This window comes from Streptomyces sp. NPDC014894 (assembly GCF_043080985.1).
GTDB lineage: Bacteria > Actinomycetota > Actinomycetes > Streptomycetales > Streptomycetaceae > Streptomyces.
Genome location: NZ_JBIBWD010000002.1, coordinates 484,915 through 505,144 on the forward strand (window position 1 = coordinate 484,915; position 20,230 = coordinate 505,144).

Sequence of the window (20,230 nt, forward strand, 5' to 3'; positions counted from 1 at the left end):
GTCCTACCGTGCCTCCTGGTCGCTGTCCGGGACCCGTGCGGCCGGCGCCTGCGGGCGCGGCCGTGCCGTCCCGTTCTGCCGGGCCGGTCGTTCCGTCCGGGCCCCGCCCGCCCCGTTCCGCCGGTCGAGCCGCTCGTCATGGCCGCGGAGCGCGGTGCGCGCCCCGTCCCACAGGGCGCCGTCGGTCCTGTCCCGCGGATCCGGGTCGATCAACACCACACCGATCACCGGAACGCGCTGGTCGGCGAGTTGCCGTGCCACGGTGTGCAGCCACGCGGCGCTGCCGTGCCCGGCCCGCACGACGAGCACCGTTCGGTCGCCGAGGTACGGGAGATCGGTCCACGCCGTGCCGGGCGCGACCGAGCCGACGCCGAGCCGGCACGGCCGGGCCGTCCCGGACGCGCCGCCCTCGCCGCCGCCCTCGGTCGTGTCCGCCGGATCGAGCGGGCCGTCGGCCGGCCCGGGGCCGGACAGACCGTCGACGACGACCACCGGACCCTCCGCCGACAGCGCCTCGGCGACGTTCCGGGCGATCGCCCTCGTGTCGCGCGCGCAGCCCAGCTCCAGCAGCGACACCGGTTCCGCGCAGCCGCGCACGGCCCGGGCCAGGGTCGCCGTGAGCCGTTCGCCGGCCGCCCGCGTCCGCCGGCTCTGCCACCGGGCCGGGCGGCGGGGCGCGCGGCGCAGCTCCGCGATGACGGACGCGCCCAGATTCGCCGCGATCTCCCGGCGCAGCACGGGGCGGTCCGCCACCACCGCGCCGACCGCGGCCAGCGCGATCCCGAGGACGAGCCCGAGCACGAGCCCGATCGCGGCGTCGGCGGCGGCGGCCCTGGGCAGGGAGTGCGGCACCGCGCGCGGGGCGTCCACGATCCGGGTGCCGACGACGACCTGGGGCGTGCCGGTACGGGCCTCGGCGGCGCGCTGGTCGAAATCGGCGATGCGCGAGTTCAGCTCGGCCCGGCGGGCGAAGAGCGTCTCGATGCTCGCCGACGCCTCGGGGTCGCTCTCCGGCGAGCGGTCCCCGATGGCGCCGTTGACCTCGGCCAGCTCGTCCCGCATCCGGTCGCGCTGGTCGAGCAGGGCCTTGGCCTCGGCCTTCGCGGCCTCCCACATCCGCCGCACATGGTCCGCGACGAACGCGTCGGCGAGCGCCCCGGCCCGGGCCACGGCCTCCGCCTCGCTGTCGCCGGTCACATCGATCCGCAGCAGATTGTTGGTCAGACCGCTGCCCCGGTAGTCCTCCATGAAGTCCTCCGGCTTCTCCGGGGACTTGAGGGAACGCAGGGCCGCCCCGGCGATCCGCGTGGTCTCCAGCAGCGCGACATCCGTGCGGATCAGCGTCCCGGTGTCGTTCGGCTGGTCCTCCCGGTGCGCGACCAGCACCTTGGTCATCGCGGTCGGCGGCGGCGGAAGCAGGACCGCGATCGCCACACCGGCCAGCAGCCCCAGCAGCGCCATGGAGCACCACAGCCGGCGGCGCCTGCGCACCGCCGCCACCAGGGAGTGCAGATCGATCAGCGGAGCCGCCGGCGGCGCGTCCGGCGTCGTACGCGTCGTCACACCGACTCTCCCGTCGCGCGGTCGGGAACCGCGAGCGCCGGGGCGGCGTCGTCCGAGGGCCGGCCGGCGGGCCGCGTCGAACGCGCCCGGGCCGTGCCGGCGACGACGACGCCGACGACCTCGTGCCCGCCGTCCGCGCACGCCCCCGCGATCCCCCCGAGCTGCTCAGCGGTCCAGCTGCCCGCGCTGAGCACGACCACGGCGCCCGACTCGGCCTCACGGTCCGGCACCAGCGGCCGGTCCACCGGCACCTCCACCACCCGCAGCCCGGGACCCTCCCCGCTCGAAGCGGCGGCGGAGGGCCCGCTCCCGGCCTCGGCGACGAGCCGCTCCGCGGCCCGGCGGGCGATCTCGTCGCCGTCCGGTACGACGACCAGCAGCCGCCGGGCGGCCGGCAGCCGGTCCCGGAGCCGGGCGCACACCCGCCGGTAGCGGATCCGCCGTTCGGTCTCGTCCCCGGACGCCCGAGGGGGCGGGGCGTCCCACCGGGTGTCGACGCCCAGCAGCCGGCGGATCCAGGCCCGGGGACCGCCGCCCCCGGGCCGGAGCGCGGGCCGCTCACCCGGTACGTCGACGGCGCCCAGCAGCACCGAGCCCAGCGCCGCGGCGATCTCCCGCTCGGTGCGCAGCCGGCGGTTCACCCGCGCGGCGGCGAGATGGCCGACGACCGTGAGCAGGGCGAACAGCAGCGCACCGGCGGCGATGAGCTGCGCCCTCGTCGGCGGGGCCTCGCCGGTGGGCCGGGCCGCCGGGCCCATGACGACCATGCCGGCCCGGTCGGTCGCCGGATCGGCCTCGTCCAGCCTTCTCATGGCCTCCTCCAGCGCGGTGCGCAGCTTCTCCAGCGCGGTGCGCGCCTGCACGCTCTCCACGGTCCGCCCCGGATCGGCCGCGTTGGCCAGATCGGTGATGCGGCGGTTGGTCTGCACCACCTTCCGCCGCAGCGCCTCGGGCCCCGTGACCTCCTCGGCCCCGGCGCTGTCGCCCGCGATCCGCGCGGCGAAGGCGACGAGCTGCCGGGCCGCCTGGTCGGAGAGCCGCTGCGCCCGCTCCGGGGTCTCGGCCGTGCCCGAGATCGTGATGATGTTCCCGTCGGAGGCCGTGGCGCTCACCCGGTCCCGCAGCTCACCGCCGCCGACGCCCTTCCAGCCGAGGGCCGCGGCCGTACGGTCGACCACCGCCGAACTGGTCGCGATGTTCACCTGGGTCAGCAGCTCGCGCTCCTCCCACTGCCCCGGCAGCAGGACGGACGCCGACGCCGTGTACCTCGGCGGAAACAGCGCCGAGACGCCGTGGCCGACGAGCGCGCCCACCACGGCCAGGGCGATGACCAGCCGCCCGCGCCGACGGAGAATCCGCCCGACGGTGGCCAGGCGTATCGTGTCGTCGCTCAACGGCCCGGCCTCTTCCTGGTACGGACCGGGGCGTCCGCCGACGCCGGAGCGCGGTCCCGGCAGGCGGCTTCGTAGGCGGCGAGCAGCGCCGTCTGCGAATTCCGCCAGGAGAGCCGTCCGCCGATCCGCTCCCGGCCGATCCTCCCCATCCGGGCCCGCCGCTCCGGATCGTCCAGCAGCAGCGCGATGAGCCGGGCGAACTCGCCCTCGTCGTCGTCGGGCGCGTACACGGCGGCGTCGCCCGCGGAGACCCGCGCCTCCCGGAGGTCGAAGGAGACGATCGGCCGGCCCATCGCCATGTACTCCAGGACCTTGTTCATGGTCGACACGTCGTTGAGCGGATTGCGCGGGTCGGGGGAGAGGCACACGTCCGCCGTGGACAGACAGCGCACCAGATCGGCGTCCGGAACGCGCCCGGTGAACCGCACGTGCTCGGAGAGCCCGAGCCGCCGGGACAGCTCCACCATCGCGTCGAACGCGTCGCCGCCGCCGACGAACACCGCGTGCCAGTCGGTCCGTCCCAGCTCGTCGCGCAGCCTCGCGAGGGCCCGCAGGGCGTAGTCGACGCCGTCCTGAGGTCCCATGACACCCAGGTAGCACAGCAGATGAGGCTTGCCGCGCTTCAGCTCCGGGTCGGGCGGCACCGGCTGGAACCGGTCGGTCTCGGGCGCGCTGCGCACCACGAAGACATCCTCCGGCCGCCGGCCGCCCCGGCGTATCGCGACGTCCCGGTAGCTCTCGTTCGTGGCGAGCACGACGTCCGCGGCCCGATAGGTCAGCCGTTCCAGCGCGCACACGGCGCGATAGAGCAGGTCCTCGCCCCGGTCGAACCGCGAGAGGTACAGCTCGGGCACCAGGTCGTGCTGGTCGAAGACGAATCGCGCGCCGCGCCGCTTCAGCCACAGCGCCGGCAGGAAGAGCAGGTCGGGCGGATTGCAGGCGTGGACCACATCGACCGGGCCGACCACGCGGGCCAGCCGGGCCGTGTGCCACAGCGCCGATCCGTACTCCCGCACGTAGCCCGCGGGCCCCCCGGTGGCCGCGCGCAGCGGATAGCGGAGGATCCGCACCCCCTCGATCTCCGTCTCCGGCTCGGTGTCCCGCTTGCTCCCCCGGGGGCAGATGACGTGCACCTCCCAGCCCGCGTCCCGCAGCGTCCGGCACTCCTGCCACACCCGGCGGTCGAACGGCACCGACAGGTTCTCCACCAGGATCAGCGCGCGCCGGCCCGGCCGGCCGCCGGTGCCGCCCCCGGACGATGTGTCACCAAGCAAGGCCCACGTACCCCGGTTCGGCCCGGCGCGCCTCGGCGTCGGGAAGGCGGATGAGATCGATGAGCACCGGGCCCTCGCCGTGCGGCAGCGCCGACAGCACGGCCGGATCGCTGGTCCCGACCAGACACACCTCGGAGTGCTCCAGCACCTCGTCGACCGAGTTCGCCAGCAGCTGCGCGAGATGCGGCAGCCGGGTCTCGATGTACTCGCGGTTCGCGCCGAGCAGCCGGGACAGGCTCACATTCGCGTCATAGATCCGCAGGTCGTAGCCCTTGCCGAAGAGCCGCTCCGCCAGCTCGACGAGCGGGCTCTCCCGGAGGTCGTCGGTGCCCGGTTTGAAGGACAGCCCGAACAGACCCGCCCGGCGCTTGCCGGTGCGCTCGACCAGCTCCACCGCGCGCTGGAGATGCGCGGAGTTGGAGGGCAGCACATGGGAGAGGATCGGCACCGAGACATCGGCCCGCTGCGCCGCGTGGACCAGGCTGCGCAAGTCCTTGGGCAGGCAGGAGCCGCCGAAGGCGAAGCCGGGCCGCAGATAGGCGGAGCTGATGTTCAGCTTGCGGTCGGCCAGGAACACATCCATCACCTGGTGCGAGTCCACCCCGAGCGCCTGGCACACCGCGCCCAGCTCGTTCGCGAAGCCGATCTTGAGGCCGTGGAACGCGTTGTCGGCGTACTTGATCGCCTCGGCCGTCGGGATCGGCACCCGGAACACCTCGCCGGGCAGTCCCTCGTACAGCGCCGCCACCGCGTCGCCGCTCGCCGGGTCCAGCTCGCCGACGACGGTCTTGGGCGGGTCGAAGAAGTCCCGCACGCTCGAACCCTCGCGCAGGAATTCCGGGTTGACCGCGACCCCGAAGTCCACCCCGGCCGTACCGCCGGCGTACTTCTCCAGGATCGGCACCAGCAGTTTGAGACAGGTGCCCGGAAGCATGGTGCTGCGGAACACCACGGTCTGCCGGCCGCCCCGCGCGGCCAAGGCGACGCCGATCTGCTCGGTGACGCGCTCCAAATAAGTGGTGCACAGACTGCCGTTGGGCTCCGACGGCGTGCCCACACAGACCAGCGACACCTCGCTGTCCATGATCGCCTCGTGGACGTCGCCGGTGGCGCGCAACGCCCCGGTCCGCACCACCTCGGCGATGAGTTCGCCGATCCGTTCCTCGACCACCGGGGCCTTGCCGTCGTTGACCAGGTCGACCTTCACCTGGTTGACGTCCACCCCGATGACCTCGTGACCCATGCCGGCCAGGCACGCGGCCGATACACAGCCCACGTAGCCGAGCCCGAAAACGCTGATCCTCATGCTCTGTCCCTCCCCCCAGGCAGGCCCTCCCGGCCCGCGGTCCGCGCGCGGGAGGGGCCGTCGAACGGCGGCTCCCCGCGCATCAGTACGCCCCCTGCCCGCAGACCACCGCGCGCAGCGTCTTCCACAAGATCACGGTGTCCAGGGCGAGCGACCAGTCCTCCACGTAGCGCAGATCCAGCCGGACCGCCTCCTCCCACGGCAGATCGCTGCGCCCGCTGATCTGCCACAGACCGGTGAGGCCGGGCTTGACCAGCAGCCGCCGCCGGATGTCCGGGCCGTACGCGGCGGACTCCTCCGGCAGCGGGGGCCGCGGACCGACGAGCGACATCGATCCGGTGAGCACATTGAAGAGCTGCGGCAGTTCGTCGATCGAGTACCTGCGCAGCACCGCTCCCACCCGGGTCACCCGCGGATCCCGGCGGAGCTTGAAGAGCAGGCCGGCGCCCTCGTTGCGGTCGGCCAGCCCGGCGCGCGCGCCGTCGGCCCCGGCGACCATGGTGCGGAACTTGAGGATGGTGAACTCGCGGCCGTCCTTGCCGACCCGGCGCTGGCGGTAGAACGCCCCGCCCCGGCTGTCCGTCAGCACGAGCAGTCCGACGAACACCATCAGCGGCGCGAACACCATCAGCAGGATCGCCGCGCCCGTCCGGTCGACGACCTCCTTGACGGCCCGGCTGCCGCCGGTGAAGGTCGGCATGCTGACCCGCAGCAGCGGGATCCCGAGCACCGCGTCGACGTGCAGGCGCGGTCCGGCCACCTCCATGAGCACGGGGGCCACGACCATCTCGGCGTCGCTGCCCTCCAGATTCCAGGCCAGCCGCTGCAGCCGGTCCGGTGACCAGTGCGGGTCCGGTGTGACCGCGACGACCCGGTAGCCGTCGCGGCGGACATGGTTGGCGACGTCGGCCAGCCGGCCGACGACCGGCACCCCGTCCAGCTGGTCGCCGTCGAGCCCGAGACCGTCCGTCGTGCAGACCGCGTCGACCCGCCAGCCGAGGTGCGGGAACTTACGGGCCCGGTTGATCAGATCGCTGACGGTGAGCAGGCTTCCGGCGGCGAGCACCGGTCGCAGACACCGGCCTTCCTTGCGTTCTCTGTGCAGCCGCAGGCGCAGCAGATACCGCGCGGTCATGGTGACGAGCGCGATCGCGGGGATCGCGACGAAGATCCAGAGTTTGATGTTGCGCGAGGTGAGGGCGATTCCGCCGAGCGCCAGTACGACGGCCGCCGTGAACAGCGAGCGTCCGAGCCGCCGGAACTCCTCGGCGCCCTGGCCGAGCACGGCCGGCGCCCACGACCGGCTCACCGCGAGCGCTCCCAGCACCAGCAGCTCGGTGCCGAACGCCAGAATGCCCCACTTATCGTGCCAGTCGGCCGCGTCCCGGGCGCCGAAGAAGGTGCCGATCGCCGCCACCACGACCGCGGTGGCCACGGTGTCGCTGGTGATCACGGTACGGCGGTACCGCTCCTCCCAGTCGATCGCGGACCGGCCGACGGCTCCGTCGGCCAGACGCCCGCGCGCCGACGGAAACGGGTTGACTAATTCCCCCTGCTCCACAGAACCCCCCAGGTCCCCAGCGGTTCGACGTGTTCGCCCCACACTGTTCTGTCACCCCCTCGGAAGGCCCCCGCCTTCCGCGCCGCGCCGTTCCTCCCCCAGGGAGGCCCCCGCCTCCCGCGCATGACGTTCCGGCTGTTCCGGAGCCACAGGAACAACCCGGCCCGGCGGCAGCGGAATCGCGTGTCCTGCCGGACTCTCAAGGCGTGCGGGAGCCCGTGGAAACCTCGGGTGTCCCCCCTGCCCAAGGCCCCCTCTCGGGCTCCGAGAATCGATCATCCCCACATCGGGCGCGGGGAACGCGGCAATCGGCTTTCCACGGCGCCCGACCTATAGATCATTACTGTTCGCCCCGTGCCCGAACAGCTGAAGCACGGTCAATCTAGACCATCGGGGCCGGTATGGAGAGGGGATGTGTTCAATTTGTGTTCAAGCTTTGAAAGTGGATCCACCGATCAGTCACAGGGCAGCTCCGGTTCGACGAAGGGGCGTGCCTGGTGACCTGGGAAAGGCCCCTGGATTCCGGATACCGGAGACGCCTGGATCTTGACGATCCGGGAGAAACGGAGTCTCCGGGGGGCCGGTGCGCCGCCCGCCGGGTTCCAGACGGCCGCGGCGCGTCGCACCGGTCGCGCCTGCGGCGGCGACCACGTCCCCCGTGCCGGTGATCTCGCGGTTCGACCACCGGGACGACGCCGGCGTCCGGCCCGGGTCGGGCGGTCGCCGGACCGGCCGGTAATCGCCTGCGTCGCAGGTGCCGCGCCGTGCCGCGCCGTGCCGCACCGTTCCACGCCGTGCCGCACCGTTCCGCCGCCGCCGATCCGGACAGGAGCGGCCCCGCCCCGCGCGGCCCCTCCCGGAGCGCGTTCGGAGGCTTCGGCGAACAGCGCCTCCGGGCTTTCGCAGGCGACCTTCGAAAAGCGCCCCGAAGGCGCTGAAGGGCTGAACCGCCGACTGAGCGGAGGCATTGGCCCGCGCCCTCCTCCGGCCGTGCCGGTCGACATCCGGCAGACGGATTCACCGGTCTCGTTCCTCGCCCTTCTCGATTCCGCGGGAACGCCCTTCGCGCGGCGACGACAACCGCCCTGACCTGAGCCGTACGGATGTGTTCAAGATCAGGGATCAAGGTGCGGCGCCGCGTCGACGATTGACGCGGCGAGGCGACGCCTCGCCGGGACCGGAGAACCGGCGAGCGGAAAGGAGCCATTCCCGGTCGACAGGGTGAGGAAATGAATGAGGGAATTCTCTTTTCGCGTCGACCCCGATCGCCGGGACCGCTGAATGCACGGCCGCTTTTCCCGTCCGCCCGCCGCACCGGTCACCGCCGGGAGCGAACGGCGCCCGGAGCCGCGCGGCCTTGCGCCGAGCCGTCCCTCGCGGCGGGCCGCACGGCGTCGCCTGTATGTTGGGCCGGTGGCTGGTGAGGCGGGGGACAGGGCAGTCGCGACAGGCCGGCGTATCCGGGGCCTGGACGCGGCGGAGCGGCGGGCGAGGCGTCGTGAGGATCTGCTGGACGCGGCGTTGGAGCTGTTCTCCGCGCAGGGCTACCAGGACACCGCGATCGAACAGATCTGCAAGCACGCGTATGTCGGAACCAAGAGCTTCTACGAGGTCTTCACCGGCAAAGAGGCCCTGTACCTGGCGCTGCTCGACCGTATAGTCGCCGATGTGACCGGACGTCTCACCTCGGCCCTGGACGCCCTGGACGGCGATCAGGACGAGGGCGAGGCCGCCCGGGCGCTCATCCGGCACTTCGCGGACGCCTTCGTCGACGATGTGCGGGTGGCGCGGGTGACGTTCGGCGAGGGCCGGGCCGTGACCCCGTCGGCCGAGGCGCACCGCCGGGCCAACCGCCGCTGGGCGGCCTCGTACGTGGAGACGGCCTGGCTGCGTCTCGGCGTCGCGGCCGGTCCGCACGCCCGCGCGGTGGCCATGGGGCTCATCGGCGGCCTCTTCGACATCATCGCCGACTGGCTCCTGGACAGCGGCCCGGGGCGGTCCGCCGATCGCGCGTCCCTCCAGGACGGGCTCGACCGCTTCTACACCGTGGTCAGCTCCGGACTCAGCGCTTCCTGACCCGCCGTCACGCCCGTCGCGCCCCCGTCCGGGGAGCGCGCCCGGGGCGCCGAACCCTGCTCGGTCATTTTGGAAACGATGCCTTGTTCATAACAAGGGCGCGTGCTCTACTTCCGGGTAACCTTCCGCGAACAAGGAGTCGCCCCATGGCAAAGCTCCGCACGTTCCTGGCAGCGCTCGCGCTGTCCGTACTCGCCTCCACCACCCTGACCGCGACGGCTTCCGCCGACGCGCCGCCGAGGTCGGGGTGGAACGACTGGTCCTGCCGCCCCAGCGCCGCCCACCCCGAGCCGGTCGTCCTCGTCCACGGTCTCGGCGGCAACAGCTGGGACAACTTCCTGACCCTCGCGCCCGCCCTGCGCTCCGCCGGCTACTGCGTCTACTCCCAGACCTACGGCAAGACCGTGCTGGGCGGACTGGCCGGCGGCCTCGCTCCGATGGCGGACAGCGCCGTCGAGGTGGGCGCCTTCGTCGACCGGGTCCGCGCCGCGACCGGATCGGCGAAGGTCGACATCGTCGGACACTCCGAGGGGACCACCGTTCCCGCGTACTACATCAAGTACCTGGGCGGAGCCGCGAAGGTCGACGACTTCGTCGGCTTCGGCTCCAACTTCCGGGGCACCACGCTCAACGGTCTGGCGAGCCTGGCCGCCGCCCTCAGGCTCCAGGGCCTGCTGACCGGCGTCGGCTGTGGCGCCTGCACGGACTATCTGCCCGGCTCCGCGTTCCTCGCCAAGCTCAACGACGGCCCGGTCGCCGTGCCCGGGCCGACGTACACCACCATCGTCACCCGCTACGACAGCGTCGTCACCCCGTACACCAGCGGCCTGCTCACCGGGGACAACGTCACCAACATCGTGCTCCAGGACAAGTGCCGGCTGGACACGGCCGGTCATCTCGGACTGGCCGTCGACCCGAACGTCACCCGGCTCGTCCTCAACCGGCTCGACCCCGAGCACTCCAAGCCGTTCCGGTGTCTGCCCTTCACCACCGTCGGCGTCTGACGCGCGACGCGCGGTTCCGGCGGGGGCGAACGGCCCGGCCCCACCGGAACCGCGCCCGCCCGTGTGCGGACCGGAGACCGGGAAACCGGGGCTTCCGGGCATCGGCTAGGGTGCGATGTCCGGTGTGACGTGTCTCTTCGGGGAACAGGGCGGACACCCGGCGGCACACGCCTCTTTCTCCCCGGAACCCAGCGCCGGCCCATCGACGTCAGGTACGCCCGGGAGGTCCGATGACCGCAGTTCCGCACCGACCGCCCCGGCCGGGCGGACGGGCCCAGGGCGAACCGCCGCTGCCCGGCCCCGCCGGCGTGCGGCACGCGGCCATGTCCGTCCCGGCGCCCCCGGACGTCCTCGTGCGCGCCGCCGAGCTGGTGCGGGGCCGGCTGGCGCCGATGGTGGACCGGGCACTGCTCCAGGTCCGCGAGGAAGTGCCCCAGTACGGCGATCCGCTGCTCGCCCCGGCCGACCTCTGGGAATCCGCCCATGTCTCGCTGGAGAAGGCCGTCGGATCGCTCGCCTCGCCCGAGCGCCTCGCCGAATCGGGCGAGCACGCCTGGCTGTTGGCGGCACGGCGGGCCCGCCAGGGAATGCCGCTTCTCGCGCTGCTCCAGGGGTACCGCATCGGCTCGTCCGTCCTGTGGGAGCACCTCGTGGAAGCGGTGCTGAACGAGGAGCCCGGGCGGTCACGCGCCATGGCGCACGCCGCCAACGACTACTGGCGCTACGTGGGACGGGACACGGCCCTGCTCACCGAGTCGCATCGCCGGACCGCCGCCGAACTCGCGTCAGGCGGTGAACGGGCCATGATCCCGGTGCTGAAGACGCTGCTGCGCGGCCACTCCGATCCCATGGACGTCTCCGCGGCGGCCATCGCCCTGGACCTGCCGCTGATCGGCCGGTACGCCGTCGTGCGCTCGGAGGGGCCGGGGCCTGCTGAATCGGAGTCGGAGTCGGGGGCGGTGGGATCCGGGCCGGAGGGGCCCGGGAAGGAGCCCGCCGGTGAGCCGGTGCGCCAGGAGGCGGACGGATTCCGGCTGTACCGCTGTCCCTTCCGGGGCGGGCACGCGGCGGTGGTTCCGCTGGGCAGCCGGCCGGTCGAGGACCTGGCGCGAGCGCTCACCCTTCCGCCGGGGACACGGGCGGGCATCGGGCCCGCCGTCGAGGGCCTCGCGCAGTTGGGCCGGGCCCGGGAGCTGGCCGAGCTGGCGCTCGGCATGTGCGGAGTGGACGAGGGGCCCGCCCTGCTGGACGACCATCTGTCGGCGGGGCTGATGCTGGCCCGCCCCGACCTGGCGGCGCAGTACGCGGAGACCGTGCTGAGTCCGGTGCTGGGCCTGCCGCCGGGCGAGAGCGCGTCGCTGCTGGAGACCCTCGAGGTCTGGCTCAGCTGCCACGGCTCCACCGACCGTGCGAGCGAGCGGCTCTTCTGCCACCGGAACACGGTGCTGAACAGGCTGCACCGGCTGGAGAAGCTCACGGGCAAACGCCTGGACCGGCCGAGGGACCTGGTCGACCTGACGCTCGCCGTGGACGCCCGCCGGCTCACGGGGTGGGGAGAAGAGGGGCCCGGGAGCCGGCCCGGAGCGCGACCGTAGGACCCCGCGGTTCGCTCCGTACGAGCCGGGCCCGGCCGCGGAAGCGCCGGTCCCCGGTGGGGATCAGGCGACGGCGCGCAGGGTGCGGTCGATCACGTGCGGAGCGAAGATGAGACTGATGTGGCCGACGCACCCCGCGTACCAGTTGGTCGCGCCCTCGAGGGTCGCGAAGGAATCCGGATTCACCGCCTCGTCGCACGAGGACCAGACGGCGGTGTAGTCGACGGGGCCGGGTGTGGGGTCGCCGCCGTTGAGCGCGTCGAGGAAGTCGCTGCCCGGCCACGCCTCACGGCAGGAGTCCAGCAGACAGATCAGCGCGCCGTAGGTGCCGCGGTTGACGCCGCCGATCGATACCCAGTCGTCCACCTGGGCGGCGCCGCCCAGGTACTTGACGTACCAGCGCGAGTTCAGCGCGCCGAGGGAGTGGCTGACGACGTCCACCTCGGCGGCGCCCGTGCGGGCTTTGAGGGCGTCGACCTCCTCCTTGATCTCGACCGCGATGGACTCGCTGGACCGCGCCGAGTCGTAGGACATCGCGTGCAGCCGGTCGCGGGACCAGCCGGCCGCCGTGAAACCGGCGATCATCGTGTCCCAGTTGTCCCCGGCGCCGCCGAGACCGTGGACGAACAGCACCGGATCGCGGGTGTCGGCCCGCGCCGACGGCGCGGTGGGGATCACCAGGGCCGTGGCGACGGCGATCGCCGCACCCGCCCGGGTCACGAGGCGTACGAGTCTCAAGGCCGCTCCTCAGCTGGTCGGGGCCGGAGCCGCGGCGAGACGCCGCTGCGGCGGCTCCGTTTCCAGGAGTCTGGGGCGCGCCCGGGGAACGGTCGATACCTCCGGCCGCCCGGCGTGGAACGTGCCCCGCATCGTGGAGCGGGGCACAACGAGAGCCCGGCGCGGCCGTGCGGCGGACACAGCGCGGCGGGCCCGCGGGCCCGCCGTACGGCCGCGCCGGCCCTGGTTCCGGGGGCGCTTCCGTCCGTGCGCTACTCCCCGAGCAGCAGCGCCGTACCGAGGGCGGCCAGCCGCTCCGTGAGCGCGGGCCCGGGGAGCGCCGGTTCGGAGCGGACCGCGAAGTGGATCATCGAGTGCGCCGACTGGACCGTGGTCCGCAGGTCCACCGCGTCCCGGTCGGTCCTGGCGGCGCCCAGGGCCTGCACCCAGACGTCCAGGTAGTCCGCCTGGTACCGGCGCAGGGTGACGCGCTCCCTGTCGGGCAGCTGGGCGCTCTCGTGGATGAGGATTCCCACCAGATGCCGGTGCTTGACGGTCACATCGATATGGGCCCCCAGCAGGAGTTCCACCGCCTCGCGGGGATCGCGCGCGTGGGCCAGGGCCCGGTCGGCGCCGGTACGCAGATGCTCGCCGCCGCGGTTCATCGCGGCGACCAGCATGTCGGTCTTGCCCGCGAAGTGCCGGTAGACGCCCGAGGCGACGATGCCGGCGGCCTCGCCGATGTCGGCCACGGTGACGGACTGGTATCCCCGTTCGTCGAAGAGCCGGATGGCCTCGGTGAGCAGTCGGTCCCGGCGGGGTCTGCGCACTCCGGAGGCGGCGCCGTCGCCCGGGCGCCGGTCCGGCCGGGGGGAGGGACCGGCAGCCGGGAGCGGGCAGCGCGCCACGGCGGAGGCGAGCCGCACCATCAGCCGCTCGTCCTCGCGGCGGGAGACGCTGCTGCGCCTGGACTGTCCGCCGAGCGCTCCGAGGACGGCCCGGGCGACCAGCTCCGCCCCGGCGGCGTCGAGTTCGGTCCGCTCCGCCCTGAGCAGCGGCGCGAAGCCCGTCACGATTCCGGTCCGGCGTTCGAGGACGGTCAGCCGCTGGGATCCCTCCAGATTGCGGGATTCCCTTTCCCACACCGAGAGGAGGCTCTTCGGACCCGCGACGAGGGCGGCGAGGGACCGGAGGGCCGTGTCGAGGTCCCCGGCCTCGCGGATGGCGGCGTCGACCGTGTCGAAGCCGTCCAGGACGGCGTGCAGAAGGAGATCCCGCTTGGTGCGGTAGTGGTGGTAGAGCGCGGCCGGGGTGAGGTCCAGGGCCGCCGTGACCTCGGCGACGGAGACGTTGTGATAGCCGTGGCGGAGGAAGAGGTCGGAGGCGGCGGAGCGGATGAGCGCCTTGCGGTCGGGTGGTCGGCGTGACGCCATGTGCGAGCCCTTCCGCTGTGTGGCGGGCGGTGGAGGCCGGCCCGTGGCCGTGCGGGAGCGGGCCTCCCGCCGGCCGCCCGGATCGTCGGGCCGGCTTCCCGTGATCCTCAGGGCGCGGTCACAGCCCCATGTCCTTGGCGATGATCGTCTTCATCACCTCGCTGGTGCCGCCGTAGATCCGGTTGACCCGGATGTCGGCGTACATACGGGCGATCGGGTATTCGAGGATGTAGCCGTAGCCGCCGTACAGCTGGAGGCATTTGTCGATGACCCGGCCGGCGGCCTCGGTGCCGTGGAGTTTCACGCGGGCCGCGTCGGCGGGGGTGAGATCGCCGGTCTCCTCCAGCTCCAGGGCCTGGTCGCAGAGCGCCTGGGCCGCGGTCACGTCGGTCTCGCACTCGGCGAGCACGAACTTGGTGTTCTGGAAGTCGGCGACGCGTTTGCCGAAGACGATCCGCTGGAGGACGTACTCCTGCGTGAAGTCGACGGCGGCCCGGGCGCGGGCGACGGCCTCCACCCCGATGGCGAGGCGCTCTCGGGTCAGGTTCTGTCCCAGATAGGCGAAGCCCCTGCCCTCCTCGCCGAGCAGGTTCTCGACCGGCACCCTGACGTCGGTGAAGGAGATCTCGCTGGTGTCGGAGGACCTCAGACCGACCTTCTCCAGCTTGCGGCCGAAGGTGAAGCCCTCGCTGTCGGTCGGGACGACCAGCAGGCTCAGCCCGGTGCGGCGGTCCTCGGCGCTCGCCGGGGAGGTACGGGCGGCGACGACGCACAGCTCGGAGTTGCGGGCGCCGGTGATGAAGGTCTTGGCCCCGTTGAGGAGATAGTGGGAGCCGTCGTCGGAGAGCCTGGCCGTGGTGCGGATGCCGGCCAGGTCGGAGCCGGTGCCCGGCTCGGTCATGGCGACGCAGAGCATCAGGTCGCCGGTGGCGACGCCGGGCAGCCAGCGCTTCTTCTGCGCGTCGTCGGCGAGGTCGAGCAGATAGGGCAGCACGATGCTGGTGCTCACGCCGTAGTGGCCGAGCATGACTCCCGCGTAGGCGCACTCCTCGTTGACGACGGCCTGGTACTTGTAGCTGGTCCGGCCCGGGCCGCCGTACTCCTCGGGGATGCCGAAGCCCATGACCCCGAGTGCTCCCAGCCGGCGGAACAGGTCGCGCGGCGGCAGGCCCTCCTCCTCCCAGGCGTCGAAGTGGGGGGCGACCTCATTGCTGATGAAGTCCCGGATCATCGTCCGGAAGGCTTCGTGGTCCTCGTCGAAGACGGTGCGCTTCATCGGTGTCGTCTCGTTCCTGTGCGGGGGTGCGGGGGTGCGGGGGTACGGAGGTGCAGCGAGGCACCGGGTGTACGGGGTGCGCGGGGCGCGGCGGGGGTGTTCAGGGCGTGCCGGGGCGGACGGAGTCGCGCAGGACGCGCTTGAGGATCTTCCCGGCGGCGGACACGGGCAGGCTCTCGGCGAACTCGACCGAGCGGGGCGTCTTGTAGCCGGCGATGAGGGACCTGGAGTGCGCCTGGATCTCCTCGGGGGCGGCGGTGTGCCCGGGCTTGAGGACGACCACGGCGTGGACCCGTTCGCCCCAGCGTTCGTCGGGGACGCCGATCACCGCGCAGGACGCGACGGCGGGGTGGGACGCGAGCGCGTTCTCGACCTCCGCGGAGTAGACGTTCTCCCCGCCGGTGATGATCATGTCCTTGATGCGGTCGACCACGTAGAGACAGCCGCTCCCGTCGAGACGCCCGGCGTCCCCGGTGTGCATCCAGCCGTCGCGCAGCGCCTGGGCGGTCTCCTCGGGCTTGCCCCAGTAACCGAGCATCACATGGTCGCCCCGGGTGGCGATCTCGCCGACCTGCCCGTGCGGGACCGGCGACCCGTCCGGGCCCAGTACGGCGATCTCGACGGTGGGCGTGGCACGCCCCGTGGAGCGCAGCCGGGGGCCGCCGCGCAGATGGTCCTCCCGGCCGAGCACGGTGAGCACGCCCGTCTCGGTCATCCCGTAGCCCTGGTTGAAGCCGGCCCCGGGGAAGGCGTCCATCGCCTGCCGCAGGACCGTGTCGGAGCTGGCCGTGCCGCCGTAGGTGATGCTGCGCAGACTGGAGACGTCATGGTCGGCGAGGGCGGGGTGGTCGCAGATCAGCCGCACCATCAGCGGCACCAGGACGCAGGTGGTGACCCGGTGCCGCTGGACGGCTTCGAGGAAATGGGCGGGGGTGAACACGGGCAGGAACACCAGCGTCCCGCCCATGAGGAGCTGCGCGTACCAGCTGCAGAAGGCGGCGATGTGGAACAGCGGGGCGGTGACCAGGGTGACCCCGCCGTGGTCGACGCTGCGCATGGCCAGCAGCGAGCCGTGGAGCGAGCTGAGCAGTCCGCGGTGGCTGACCATCACCCCTTTGGGCAGCCCTGTGGTGCCTCCCGTGTAGAGGAGCAGGGCGAGCGTGTCGCCGCCGTGCCGGCCGTCGGGCACGGGTTCGAAGGAGCGGACGAGTTCCTCGTACGACACCGTCCCCTCGGGGGCGGGGCCGTCGCCGCAGTGGACGACGGCGCGCAGCCCGGGACATCGCTCGCGCAGCTCCGGGACGGCGGCGGAGAAGGCGTCGTCGACCAGGAGCACCTCGGTCCCGGAGTCGGCCACGGCGTAGGCGATCTCGGCGGGCGACCAGCGGACGTTGATGGGGTGGGCCGCGGCGCCGATCCACCAGGTCGCGAGGAAGTACTCGTGGACCCGGTCGGAGTTGAGCGCCAGCATCCCCACGCGGTCTCCGGCGACGACGCCGAGGCTCCGGAAGGCGGCGGCGAGCCGGGCGACGCGGTCCGCGACCTGCCGGGTGGTCCGCGTGCGCTCGCCGTGGACGGTCATCGGCGCGTCGGGAAGCTGCTGAAGTGCTCTGTGCAGGGGCTGGGTGAGGTACACGACATCCTCCAGTGACGACCCGGCGGCGTCGACGGGTCATGGGGGCGGAGCACGGAAGTGTGGGGGAGGGGACCGTCCGGCCGCCGCGCGGCGGCCGGACGGTCGGGTCGGGGGCGGTGCGGCGGGTGCGGTGCGCGGAGGTCAGCGCTGGCCGGCGTCGACGGTCAGGCACTGGCCGGAGACGTAGTTCGCCTCCTGCGTGCACAGCAGATAGACGGCGCCTGCGGCCTCTTCGGGGGTGCCCGGGCGGCCCAGCGGAATGGTGCGCGCGAGGGTCTCCGCGACCTGGGGGTTGAGGCCGACCCGGAGCGTGCGTCCCTCGATCTCGACGGTCGCGTCGTCGTCGGCGGTGGCCTCGGTCATCCGGGTGAGTATCCAGCCGTAGGCGACGGCGTTGACGTTGACCTGGTAGCGGCCCCACTCCTTGGCCATGGTCTTGGTGAGACCGATGACGCCCGCCTTGGCGGAGGAGTAGTTGGCCTGGCCGGGGTTGCCGGCGAGGCCGGAGGTGGAGGAGACGTTGACGACCTTGCGGTGGTATTCGGTCGGGTTCGCCCGGATGTAGGGCTGGGCGGCGCGCAGGATGCGGAAGGGGGCCTTGAGGTGGACGTCGAGGATGGCGTCCCACTGCTCGTCGGTCATCTTCTGGATGACGGTGTCCCAGGTGTATCCGGCGTTGTTGACGATGATGTCCAGGCCGCCGAAGGAGTCGGTCGCGGTGTTCACGAACCGCTCGGCGAAGCCCTCCTCGGTGACGGAGCCGACGCAGGCGACGGCCCGGCCGCCGGCGGCCGTGATGTCGGCGACCGTCTCCTCGGCCGGCTCCTTGTCCAGGTCGTTGATCACGACGGCCGCCCCCTCGGAGGCCAGCTTGAGCGCGATGGCGCGGCCGATGCCGCGGCCCGAGCCGGAGACGAGGGCGGCCTTGCCGTCCAGGGTTCCCATGATGCGAAGTCCTCACGTGGTGGTTCGGTGTGCGGTGGTCAGCCGGCGACGACGACGGCGGAGCCCCGGAGGGTCACGGTGCCGTCGGGCAGGCTCATGGTGAGTTCGAGGTGCGCGAGGCCGTCCTCGACCTTGGTGACGACGCCCCGGCAGACCGGCGCCGAGTTCACCGGTGTGATCGCGGCGAAGCGCACGCGGTAGGCGCGGACGCGGTCCCGCGGCACCCAGTCGGTCAGCAGCCGGCCCAGATACGCCATGGAGAGCATGCCGTGGGCGAAGACGTCCGGGATGCCGACGGCCTCGCAGGCGTCGATGTCGATGTGCGCGGGGTTGTGGTCGCCCGACGCGCCGGCGTAGAGCGCGAGCGTCGTCCGGGTGATCTTCGGGATGTCCAGGCGGACGGTGTCCCCGGGGGAGAGCTGGGGAGTGTTCATACGACGGCCTCCTCGCCGGTCCGCTCGCGGATGACGGCCGACGCGGTCAGCCGTGCGACGAGTTCGCCGTCGCGGGTCACGTCCGTGCTGCGGACCAGGAACCGGAGCGCGCCGCCCTTCTTCTCGTAGACGTCGGAGACTCGGGTCGAGTACGTCAGCGTGTCGCCGGCGTACGCCTGCGCGAAGTACTCGAATCCCTGCTCGCCGTGGAGGACGGTGACGGGGTCGATGCCCAGTTCCTCCAGGTATTCGAAGGGGTTGGGCATCTCCATGCCCAGACAGAACAGGAAGGTCGGGGGGACGGGGAGGTCGCGGTGGCCGGCGGCCCGGGCCGCGTCCAGGTCGCTGTGCACGGGGTCGGTCTGTCCGGTGGCCTTGGCGAAGAACCGCAGCCGGCCGCGTTCGACGTCGACGACCAGCTCCGGGGACTCGGCGCCGATGAGGGATCGGTCCAGGGGCATGCTCAGGAGACCTTCTCGTAGAGGGTGACGACGCCGACGCCGCCGAGTCCGAGGTTGTGCTGAAGGGCGAGGTCGGCGCCGTCGACCTGGCGGGCCCCCGCCTCGCCGCGCAGCTGCCACACCAGCTCGGCGCACTGGGCGAGACCGGTGGCGCCGAGGGGGTGCCCCTTGGACATCAGGCCGCCCGAGGTGCCGACGACGACCCGGCCGCCGTAGGTGTTGTCGCCGTCGGCGACGAACTTCTCCGAGCCTCCTTCCTCGCACAGCCCGAGCGCCTCGTAGGTGAGGACCTCGTTGACGGTGAAGCAGTCGTGGAGTTCGACGACCTTGATGTCGCGCGGGTCCACTCCGGCGGTCTCGTACACCTGGCGGGAGGCCGAGCGGGTCAGTCCCGCGCCCACCAGTTCGATCATGCTCTTCTCGTCGAAGGTCCCGGGCAGGTCGGAGCTCATCGCCTGGGCCTTGATCGCCACGTCGGTGCGCAGCCCGTGGCGGCGGGCGAACTCCTCGCCGCACACGATCGCGGCGGCCGCCCCGCAGGTGGGCGGGCACGCCTGCAGGCGGGTGACGGGGCCGAAGATGTGCGGCGAGTCCATGACCTCCTGTTCCGTGATCGGGTCCCGGAAGACCGAGTAGGGGTTGGCGGCCGCGTGGGCCCGGGACTTGACGGCGACCCTGGCGAACAGCGCCGGGTCCACGCCGTACTTCTCGACGTACTCCGCGCCCGCGCCGCCGAACAGCTGGGCCGCGCGCGGCAGGGTCTCGTCGATGCCGTGCAGCTCGTCCAGCAGTTCGTCGAAGCGGACGGTGGGGCTCGGGCGGTCGTTCCAGTGGGTGGTGAGCGCCCCGCGCCGCATCTGCTCGAAGCCGACCGCGAGCGCGCACTCCACCGCTCCGGACTCCACGGCCTGACGGGCCAGCCACAGGGCGGTGGAGCCGGTGGCGCAGTTGTTGTTGACGTTGACGACGGGCACTCCGGTCATGCCGACGCGGTAGAGCGCGGCCTGACCGCTGGTCGAGTCGCCGTACACATAGCCGGCGTACGCCTGCTGGATCCGGTCGTACGGAATCCCGGCGTCCTCCAGCGCGGCGTGGATCGCGCGGGCGCCCATCACGTCGTAGGGGTCGCTGTGACCCGGCTTGGTGAACGGGATCATCCCGACACCGGCCACGAGGACTCGGCGGCTCATCGCACCTCCAGGAAGTCTGAGTGATGTGAATGTCCATTCAGTTTTTTCGCGAGAGCCCTTGTTGTCAAGGGGTTGAGGGGAGATGAGTATGCGAAGAGTTATTTGGGATTCTGCTCTCGGGCCCGGCGGGCGCCGCCGCTGTGGCGTCCCACAGGCGCCGGGCCCGCGGCCTGTGGGACGCCACAGCGTCACGGGCGGCCGTCGACGCGGCCGGCGGGGTCCGGGCGCGGAGGGATCGGTTCTCGGGGGCTCGTCGGGCGGCGCGGGGGAGGCCGCCGATGCCGTCACGACTCGCGGTTCACGGTTCACGGTCCACGGCTTGAGGCGGCCCGCGAGGGGCCCTCGTCGGGCGTCACCCGGCGGCG

The 20,230-nt window shown here is 72.6% G+C and carries 16 protein-coding genes; 3 read left to right on the top strand and 13 right to left on the bottom strand.

Annotation, left to right across the window (positions count from 1 at the left end):
* Positions 1-3 precede the first annotated feature (3 nt).
* The 5 genes from ACF089_RS06145 to ACF089_RS06165 form a co-directional block, all read right to left on the bottom strand.
* Complete coding sequence (locus ACF089_RS06145) at positions 4-1,563, bottom strand: Wzz/FepE/Etk N-terminal domain-containing protein (protein WP_392022479.1); 1,560 nt, start codon at positions 1,561-1,563, stop codon at positions 4-6.
* Positions 1,560-2,957 (bottom strand): Wzz/FepE/Etk N-terminal domain-containing protein, encoded by a 1,398-nt coding sequence (locus ACF089_RS06150; RefSeq protein ID WP_392022485.1) that lies wholly within the window; start codon positions 2,955-2,957, stop codon positions 1,560-1,562. The genes ACF089_RS06145 and ACF089_RS06150 overlap by 4 nt, the downstream gene beginning before the upstream one ends.
* A complete protein-coding gene (locus ACF089_RS06155) occupies positions 2,954-4,231 on the bottom strand; it encodes a glycosyltransferase family 4 protein (protein ID WP_392022488.1) in 1,278 nt (425 codons plus the stop codon). Before ACF089_RS06155 ends, ACF089_RS06150 begins: the two co-directional genes overlap by 4 nt.
* On the bottom strand, positions 4,221-5,537 hold the full coding sequence (locus tag ACF089_RS06160; protein WP_392022490.1) for a nucleotide sugar dehydrogenase: 1,317 nt from the start codon (positions 5,535-5,537) through the stop codon (positions 4,221-4,223). The genes ACF089_RS06155 and ACF089_RS06160 overlap by 11 nt, the downstream gene beginning before the upstream one ends.
* Positions 5,538-5,619: 82 nt before the next feature.
* Positions 5,620-7,098, bottom strand: coding sequence for a sugar transferase (locus ACF089_RS06165; protein ID WP_392022493.1), 1,479 nt, complete (start codon positions 7,096-7,098; stop codon positions 5,620-5,622).
* Positions 7,099-8,511: 1,413 nt separating this feature from the next.
* Between ACF089_RS06165 and ACF089_RS06170 the strand changes: the two genes are divergently transcribed.
* From ACF089_RS06170 to ACF089_RS06180, 3 genes are all read left to right on the top strand, one after another.
* Positions 8,512-9,174 (top strand): TetR/AcrR family transcriptional regulator, encoded by a 663-nt coding sequence (locus ACF089_RS06170; protein WP_392022495.1) that lies wholly within the window; start codon positions 8,512-8,514, stop codon positions 9,172-9,174.
* A 146-nt stretch (positions 9,175-9,320) separates the two neighbouring features.
* Entirely contained in the window at positions 9,321-10,178 is an 858-nt protein-coding gene (locus tag ACF089_RS06175; RefSeq protein ID WP_392022498.1) for an esterase/lipase family protein, read from the top strand.
* A 230-nt stretch (positions 10,179-10,408) separates the two neighbouring features.
* Entirely contained in the window at positions 10,409-11,773 is a 1,365-nt protein-coding gene (locus ACF089_RS06180) for a PucR family transcriptional regulator (RefSeq protein WP_392022501.1), read from the top strand.
* Between the two features lie 63 nt (positions 11,774-11,836).
* On the opposite strand, the gene ACF089_RS06185 is transcribed toward ACF089_RS06180, so the two are convergent.
* The 8 genes from ACF089_RS06185 to ACF089_RS06220 form a co-directional block, all read right to left on the bottom strand.
* Positions 11,837-12,511 (bottom strand): esterase/lipase family protein, encoded by a 675-nt coding sequence (locus ACF089_RS06185; protein ID WP_392022503.1) that lies wholly within the window; start codon positions 12,509-12,511, stop codon positions 11,837-11,839.
* A 251-nt stretch (positions 12,512-12,762) separates the two neighbouring features.
* The gene (locus ACF089_RS06190) at positions 12,763-13,923 is read right to left on the bottom strand and encodes a TetR/AcrR family transcriptional regulator (protein ID WP_392022505.1); all 1,161 of its coding nucleotides are present in this window, start codon (positions 13,921-13,923) and stop codon (positions 12,763-12,765) included.
* Positions 13,924-14,041: 118 nt separating this feature from the next.
* Positions 14,042-15,199: an acyl-CoA dehydrogenase family protein gene (locus ACF089_RS06195; protein ID WP_392022507.1), complete on the bottom strand. Its 1,158-nt coding sequence runs from the start codon at positions 15,197-15,199 to the stop codon at positions 14,042-14,044.
* Positions 15,200-15,299: 100 nt separating this feature from the next.
* Positions 15,300-16,835: a long-chain fatty acid--CoA ligase gene (locus ACF089_RS06200; protein WP_392022509.1), complete on the bottom strand. Its 1,536-nt coding sequence runs from the start codon at positions 16,833-16,835 to the stop codon at positions 15,300-15,302.
* A gap of 141 nt (positions 16,836-16,976) precedes the next feature.
* Positions 16,977-17,780, bottom strand: coding sequence for an SDR family NAD(P)-dependent oxidoreductase (locus ACF089_RS06205; protein ID WP_392022511.1), 804 nt, complete (start codon positions 17,778-17,780; stop codon positions 16,977-16,979).
* 38 nt (positions 17,781-17,818) lie between these two features.
* Positions 17,819-18,214, bottom strand: a complete 396-nt coding sequence (locus ACF089_RS06210; protein WP_392022514.1) for a MaoC/PaaZ C-terminal domain-containing protein — start codon at positions 18,212-18,214, stop codon at positions 17,819-17,821.
* Positions 18,211-18,675, bottom strand: a complete 465-nt coding sequence (locus ACF089_RS06215) for a MaoC family dehydratase N-terminal domain-containing protein (protein WP_392022517.1) — start codon at positions 18,673-18,675, stop codon at positions 18,211-18,213. Before ACF089_RS06215 ends, ACF089_RS06210 begins: the two co-directional genes overlap by 4 nt.
* A gap of 2 nt (positions 18,676-18,677) precedes the next feature.
* On the bottom strand, positions 18,678-19,865 hold the full coding sequence (locus tag ACF089_RS06220; protein WP_392022519.1) for a lipid-transfer protein: 1,188 nt from the start codon (positions 19,863-19,865) through the stop codon (positions 18,678-18,680).
* Positions 19,866-20,230 lie beyond the last annotated feature (365 nt).

Bases quoted from the DNA above. Each gene is read 5' to 3' on its own strand.
- ACF089_RS06160 (WP_392022490.1), bottom strand. From the start codon at position 5,537: ATGAGGATCAGCGTTTTCGGGCTCGGCTACGTGGGCTGTGTATCGGCC.
- ACF089_RS06175 (WP_392022498.1), top strand. From the start codon at position 9,321: ATGGCAAAGCTCCGCACGTTCCTGGCAGCGCTCGCGCTGTCCGTACTC.
- ACF089_RS06180 (WP_392022501.1), top strand. From the start codon at position 10,409: ATGACCGCAGTTCCGCACCGACCGCCCCGGCCGGGCGGACGGGCCCAG.
- ACF089_RS06190 (WP_392022505.1), bottom strand. From the start codon at position 13,923: ATGGCGTCACGCCGACCACCCGACCGCAAGGCGCTCATCCGCTCCGCC.
- ACF089_RS06195 (WP_392022507.1), bottom strand. From the start codon at position 15,199: ATGAAGCGCACCGTCTTCGACGAGGACCACGAAGCCTTCCGGACGATG.
- ACF089_RS06205 (WP_392022511.1), bottom strand. From the start codon at position 17,780: ATGGGAACCCTGGACGGCAAGGCCGCCCTCGTCTCCGGCTCGGGCCGC.
- ACF089_RS06210 (WP_392022514.1), bottom strand. From the start codon at position 18,214: ATGAACACTCCCCAGCTCTCCCCCGGGGACACCGTCCGCCTGGACATC.
- ACF089_RS06215 (WP_392022517.1), bottom strand. From the start codon at position 18,675: ATGCCCCTGGACCGATCCCTCATCGGCGCCGAGTCCCCGGAGCTGGTC.
- ACF089_RS06220 (WP_392022519.1), bottom strand. From the start codon at position 19,865: ATGAGCCGCCGAGTCCTCGTGGCCGGTGTCGGGATGATCCCGTTCACC.